6 protein-coding genes are annotated in these 4868 nt (G+C 77.3%); 2 read left to right on the top strand and 4 right to left on the bottom strand.

What is annotated here, in order from left to right; all coding sequences use genetic code 11:
* The coding region (locus EDJALFJO_RS00480; protein WP_088281114.1) for a DUF1992 domain-containing protein at positions 1-466 on the bottom strand (466 nt) is incomplete at its 3' end.
* Positions 467-530: 64 nt separating this feature from the next.
* Between EDJALFJO_RS00480 and EDJALFJO_RS00475 the strand changes: the two genes are divergently transcribed.
* Positions 531-1058 carry an NUDIX domain-containing protein gene (locus EDJALFJO_RS00475; RefSeq protein ID WP_088281112.1) on the top strand — a complete coding sequence of 176 codons (528 nt, stop codon included), beginning with the start codon at positions 531-533 and terminating at the stop codon, positions 1056-1058.
* Between the two features lie 25 nt (positions 1059-1083).
* Here EDJALFJO_RS00475 and EDJALFJO_RS00470 read toward each other — a convergent pair whose 3' ends face one another.
* Together EDJALFJO_RS00470 and EDJALFJO_RS00465 are read right to left on the bottom strand one after the other, a co-directional pair.
* The gene (locus EDJALFJO_RS00470) at positions 1084-2244 is read right to left on the bottom strand and encodes an alpha/beta hydrolase (RefSeq protein ID WP_088281110.1); all 1161 of its coding nucleotides are present in this window, start codon (positions 2242-2244) and stop codon (positions 1084-1086) included.
* A gap of 46 nt (positions 2245-2290) precedes the next feature.
* Positions 2291-2650, bottom strand: a complete 360-nt coding sequence (locus tag EDJALFJO_RS00465) for a type II toxin-antitoxin system Phd/YefM family antitoxin (RefSeq protein ID WP_088281108.1) — start codon at positions 2648-2650, stop codon at positions 2291-2293.
* Between the two features lie 66 nt (positions 2651-2716).
* Between EDJALFJO_RS00465 and EDJALFJO_RS00460 the strand changes: the two genes are divergently transcribed.
* On the top strand, positions 2717-3991 hold the full coding sequence (locus tag EDJALFJO_RS00460; RefSeq protein WP_088281106.1) for an MFS transporter: 1275 nt from the start codon (positions 2717-2719) through the stop codon (positions 3989-3991).
* On the opposite strand, the gene EDJALFJO_RS00455 is transcribed toward EDJALFJO_RS00460, so the two are convergent.
* The gene (locus EDJALFJO_RS00455; protein ID WP_088281104.1) at positions 3933-4850 is read right to left on the bottom strand and encodes an LLM class flavin-dependent oxidoreductase; all 918 of its coding nucleotides are present in this window, start codon (positions 4848-4850) and stop codon (positions 3933-3935) included. The two genes, EDJALFJO_RS00460 and EDJALFJO_RS00455, sit on opposite strands and share 59 nt — an antisense overlap.
* Positions 4851-4868: the final 18 nt, after the last annotated feature.

Raw genomic sequence — 4868 nt, 5'->3', positions numbered from 1 at the left:
CCTGGCGGACGACCCCGGCCTCCCCCGGGCCCGCGCCGTCCGGGGTCGTCCGCCAGGCCGTCGCTGCCGCCGCCCGCTCGTCCCGCAGCGCCTGCCAGCGGCCGACCATCGCCTCGACGTCGACCTGCCGCGCGGCCACCGGGACGGTCGGGCCGATCGTGGGCCGCCGCCACTCCTCGAGGACGCGGCGGTTGTAGTCCGCGAGGACGGCGCGCACCTGGTCCGGTGTCGTGAGCTCGGCGAGCGAGCCGGGGAACGTGTCCGCCTCCCGGCGCAGCGCGATCGTCGGGTGGACGAGCACGGACGTGTCGATGTTCTCCCGCTGCAGGTACGCCTTGACCCACCAGTCGGGATCGTTCACGTCGCTGAGCTTCAACGGCTTGCCCTTGCCGGGCAGGTCGTCGAACTCGCCGCGCGCGATCGCGGCCCGGATCGTGTCCTCGACGGACGGACGCCCCCACTCCATGCATCCAGTCTGCGCCGGACCCGCCTGGGGGCGCATCCCCGCACGTCTGCGACGATCGGCCCCCATGGGCGACGCGCGGAACTCCGGGCCGGACACGTTCGACGAGCCCGAGGCGGACGCCGCCCAGGCGCAGTGGTTCCTCGACCTGCCGCGCAAGCGGGTCGCCGCCGGGCTCGTCGTCACCGACGACGCCGGCCGGGTCCTCCTCGTCAAGCCCACGTACAAGCCGTCGTGGGAGGTGCCGGGCGGTCTCGTCGAGAACGGTGAGGCGCCGCGGGCGGCCGCAGCGCGGGAGTGCCGCGAGGAGCTCGGCCTCGACGTGGCCGTCGGCCGGCTCCTCGTCTGCGACTGGATGCCGCCCGCCCGCCTGCCGGACGACGCCGTGCTGTTCCTCTACGCGTCGGGGCCGCTCGACACCGACGCGATCGTGCTGGCGACCGACGAGCTCTCGACGTGGGAGTGGGTCGACCCGGCGGACCTCGACGACCGGCTGCCGGTCGCGATGACCCGCCGGGTGCGGGTCGCGCTGGAGGCGCTGGGATCCGGCGAGGTCGTCGAGCTCGAGCACGGCCACCGGGTCGCCGCAGGCTGACCCGGGCCGGGGCCTGCCCGGTGGGTCATCCCGCCAGGGCGGTGTCGAACAGGGCGACGACGCGTCGCTCCCACTCCCGAGGCTGCTCGGCGAGCGCGGCGGCGTGCGCGCCGTCCGGGACGACCCACACCTCGACCCGCGCGTCCGGCGCCGCCGCGAGCGCGCGACGGTGGACGTCGTCCGCGGCCCGGACCTCCCACCGCTGCGTGCCGCCCGCCACGAGCAGCACCGGCCGCGGTGACGTCGCGACGACCGACGCGGCGAGCGACGGCGGGCGCGGGGCGTCGGAGAGCCGGTCGAGGACGGCGAACATCACCGCGTAGCCGGCCGCGACCACCCGCCCGCGCACCCCGTCGCCGCGCAACGGCCCCAGGTCGGCCGGGCCGCGGTTCGTCACGCCCTCGGCGACGACGGCCCGCACCCGCGGGTCCGCACCCGCGGCGCCGAGCGTCCCCTCACCGCCGAGCGACACCCCGAGGAGGCCGACCCTGCCGTCCCGGACGTCCGGCCGCCCGAGCACGAAGCCCACCGCCGCGGCGACGTCGCGTTCGAGGAACCAGCCGTACCCCATACCGCGACCGCCGCTCGCACCGTTGCCGCGCGGGTCGAGCAGCAGGACGCCGTACCCGTGCCGGGCGAGCACGACGGCCCGGTCGAGGACGCCGCTGCGGGTGCCGTACGACCCGGGCACGAGGACGACGGCGGCCCCGTTCGCCGACGGGGCGTACCAGCCGGCCAGCCGGACGCCGTCCGACGTGGTGAACGAGACGTCGGCGCCCGCGAGGCCCTGCGCCGCGGGAGAGGGCCCGGTGACGAGCCCGCGGGGCGGCCACAGCGAGGCTGCAGCGCCGCCGACGGGCAGGACGCCGAGGAGCAGGACGACGGCCGCGGCCGCCGCGAGCCCGCCGCGGGCCGCCCAGGGGCGGGTGCGGCGTCCGGCCGCCCGCCACAGCGCCCGCAACGGCGGGACGGCGAGCAGAAAGCCCACGGCGAGGGCGGCCAGGGCCGCCGCGACGCCGCGGGTAAGCAGCCGGCCGGCCACCTCCTGCGGGCCCGCGGCCCGCCACGTCGCGACGTTCCACGCGGCGACCGCTGCCCCCAGGCCGCCGGAGACGAGGAGCACGCCGGCGCCCGCCGCGACGACACCGAGCGCGGTGCGGGCCGCACGCCATGATCGACGGACCATGCGCAGAGCGTGCCACCGACCCGGGTGCCGGGGCACCCGTCACGGGCTACCGGTACTGCGGGCTGTCCGGGCCGTTCGGGTCGCCGTAGCTGCCGGGGCCGCCTGGGCCGCCTGGGCCGCCGGGGCCGGCGTCGGACGACCACTCGGCCGCCGGCGCGAGACCGGGCACCTGCGGGGCACCCGGCGCGCGGCCGCCGTCCGCCCGGCTGTCGAGGACGAGCAGCGCCGGCCGGTCGCCGGCCGGCTGCTCGTCGAGGGCTGCGAGCCGCTCCAGGTCGGCGGCGGAGACGATCGCGGCGACCGCGCGGCCGTGCCGGCTGAGGACGACGCGCTCGCCGCCGTACGCGACCCGGTTGACGAGGTCCGACAGCTCCGCCCTGGCCTGGGTCACCGGCACCTGCTCCATACGATTACTGTACCTCTTCTGCAGAACGTACATTCTGTAGAACATCAGTGTGCGGCGGAGGTGGGCATGCGGCTCGCGGTCTTCCCGTACGCGGCCGTGCTGCGCTCCCCCGCGCTGCGCCGCCTGCTCCCCGGGCTGGCTCTGTCCGCCGTCGGGGACGGCATGCGGATCGTCGCCCTGAGCTGGCTGGCCCTCGACCTCGCGCCGCCGGGCCGCGGCGCGACCTGGGTCGCGGTCTGCTCGGCGGTCGCGGTGGTGCCCGGCCTCGTCGTCGCCCTCCTCGGCGGGCGGCCGCTCGGCCGGCTCCCCGCCGTGACGCTCGGCACGGCCGACGCCCTCGTGCACGCGACCGCGCTCGGCGCGGTCCCGGTGCTCGCCGCGGTCGGGCTGCTCGACGTCCGGCTGCTCGCCGTCCTGCTCGCGGTCGCGTCGCTCCTCGGGCCGTGGGGCAGCGCCGCCCGGTACACGCTCCTCGCGCAGGTGCTCCCGGACGACGACCGGGTCGCCGGCAACGCCCTGCTGTCGACCGTCACCGAGCTGGGAACCCTCGTCGGCCCCGCCGTCGCCGCCGTCCTCATCGCGGCGTCCGGCCCGGTGAGCGCCTTCGCGGTGGACGCCGCGACCTTCGTCGCGCTCGCGCTCGCCTACCGCGCCGCCCGCCGGCTCGTGCCACCGACGTACGGTGCCCCGGCCCGGGCGTCCGGGGAGGGCCCGGTCGCGGCCGGCGTCGGCGCCGTCCTGCGCCTGCCCGCGGTGAGCGGGGTGCTCGCCCTGACCTTCGTGTTCTTCGCGCTCTACGGGCCGGTCGAGGTCGCGCTGCCCGTGCTCGTCCGCGAGGAGCTCCACGCACCCGTCTCCGTGCTCTCGGCGTACGTCGTCGCGTTCGGGGTCGGCGCGGTGCTCGGCGGGGTCGCCGCCGGATGGCTGGGCCGGCTGCCGCTGTGGCCGCTCACGTCGGGCATCGTCGTCGGCTGGGGGCTCTGCCTGCTCCCGCTCGGGCTCGGCCTGCCCCGCCCGGTGTCGCTCGCCGCGTTCGCCCTCGGCGCGTTCGTCTACGCGCCCTACCTCGCGGTGACGACAGGGCTCGTCCAGCGGCTCAGCCCGCCCGCCCTGCTCCCCCGGGTGCTCGCGCTGCGCAGCGCCTTCCTCGGGTTCTCGGTGCCGCTCGGCGCCGTGCTCGCGGGCCCGGTCGTCGTCGCGGCCGGGGCGCGGACGACGATCCTCGGCGCCGCGGTCGCGACCGTCGTCGTCGGGCTCGCCGCGGCAGCGCTCGGGCGACGGGTCAGTCGGCGTCGAGGAGACGCAGCGTGTCCCCCAGCAGCTCGACCGTCTCCTGCGTGATCGGGTCGAGCACGAGCTGCACCTCGGCCGCCCCGGCCGCCGCCATCGCCCGCAGGTGGTCGGCGATCTGCTCGGGCGTCCCCTGCGCGGGGACGACGTCCCGGTTGTACGCCTCGCCCATGAGCCGGCCGCCACCACCGGGCAGTCGGACGAGCACGGCCGCCGTCGCCTCGACCTCACCGGGGCGCCGTCCGGCCGCGACCGCGGCCTCGTCGACCCGGGCCACGAGCCGGGCGTACTCCGCGGGGCTGTTCGCGTAGTCGCTCCACCAGACGTTCCAGGAGTCGACGTGCGGCAGTCCGATCCCGAGCATCCGCGGCCGCACCGAGCCGAGCATGAGCGGTGGCCCGCCCGGCCGCACGGGCCGCGGGTCGAGCACGCAGTCCTCGACCGTGTAGTAGGTGCCGTCGAGGTCGGCCCGCCCCTCGCGCAGCAGCGAGCGGACGATCGTGAACGCCTCCTCGAAGCGCGACACCCGGTAGTCGTACGGGAAGCCGAACGCCCGGTACTCGCGCTCGTTCCACCCGGCCCCGAGCCCGAGCACGAGCCGGCCGCCCGAGATCGCGTCCACCGTCGCCGCCTGCTTCGCGAGCATCGCCGGCGCGTGGAAGCTCGTCGACGCCACGAGCGGGCCGAGCGTGACCCGCTCGGTGACGGCCGCCAGCGCCGCGAGCGACGTCCACACCTCCCACGGGCCGCGGGTCTGCCCGTCGGGGAGGTCGTACAGCAGGTGATCGCCGAGCCAGATCGAGTCGAACCCGACGGCTTCCGCGGCGCGGGCCATGGCGATGAGCTCGGGCCACGGGACGAAGCGCTCGACCTCGGGGAGCTGGACGCCGATGCGGAGGGGGCGGGGCATGGAGGGGAACCTAGCGGG

Origin of the sequence: Kineosporia sp. A_224, from assembly GCF_002198655.1 — a bacterium.
Taxonomy (GTDB): domain Bacteria; phylum Actinomycetota; class Actinomycetes; order Actinomycetales; family Kineosporiaceae; genus R-H-3.
The sequence above is the reverse complement of the archived record's forward strand: the minus strand, read 5'-3'. Positions and strand labels throughout refer to the sequence as shown.

What these genes read in the sequence shown, in the direction of transcription:
- EDJALFJO_RS00475 (WP_088281112.1), top strand. Translation starts at nt 531, where the DNA reads ATGGGCGACGCGCGGAACTCCGGGCCGGACACGTTCGACGAGCCCGAG.
- EDJALFJO_RS00470 (WP_088281110.1), bottom strand. Translation starts at nt 2,244, where the DNA reads ATGGTCCGTCGATCATGGCGTGCGGCCCGCACCGCGCTCGGTGTCGTC.
- EDJALFJO_RS00465 (WP_088281108.1), bottom strand. Translation starts at nt 2,650, where the DNA reads ATGGAGCAGGTGCCGGTGACCCAGGCCAGGGCGGAGCTGTCGGACCTC.
- EDJALFJO_RS00460 (WP_088281106.1), top strand. Translation starts at nt 2,717, where the DNA reads ATGCGGCTCGCGGTCTTCCCGTACGCGGCCGTGCTGCGCTCCCCCGCG.
- EDJALFJO_RS00455 (WP_088281104.1), bottom strand. Translation starts at nt 4,850, where the DNA reads ATGCCCCGCCCCCTCCGCATCGGCGTCCAGCTCCCCGAGGTCGAGCGC.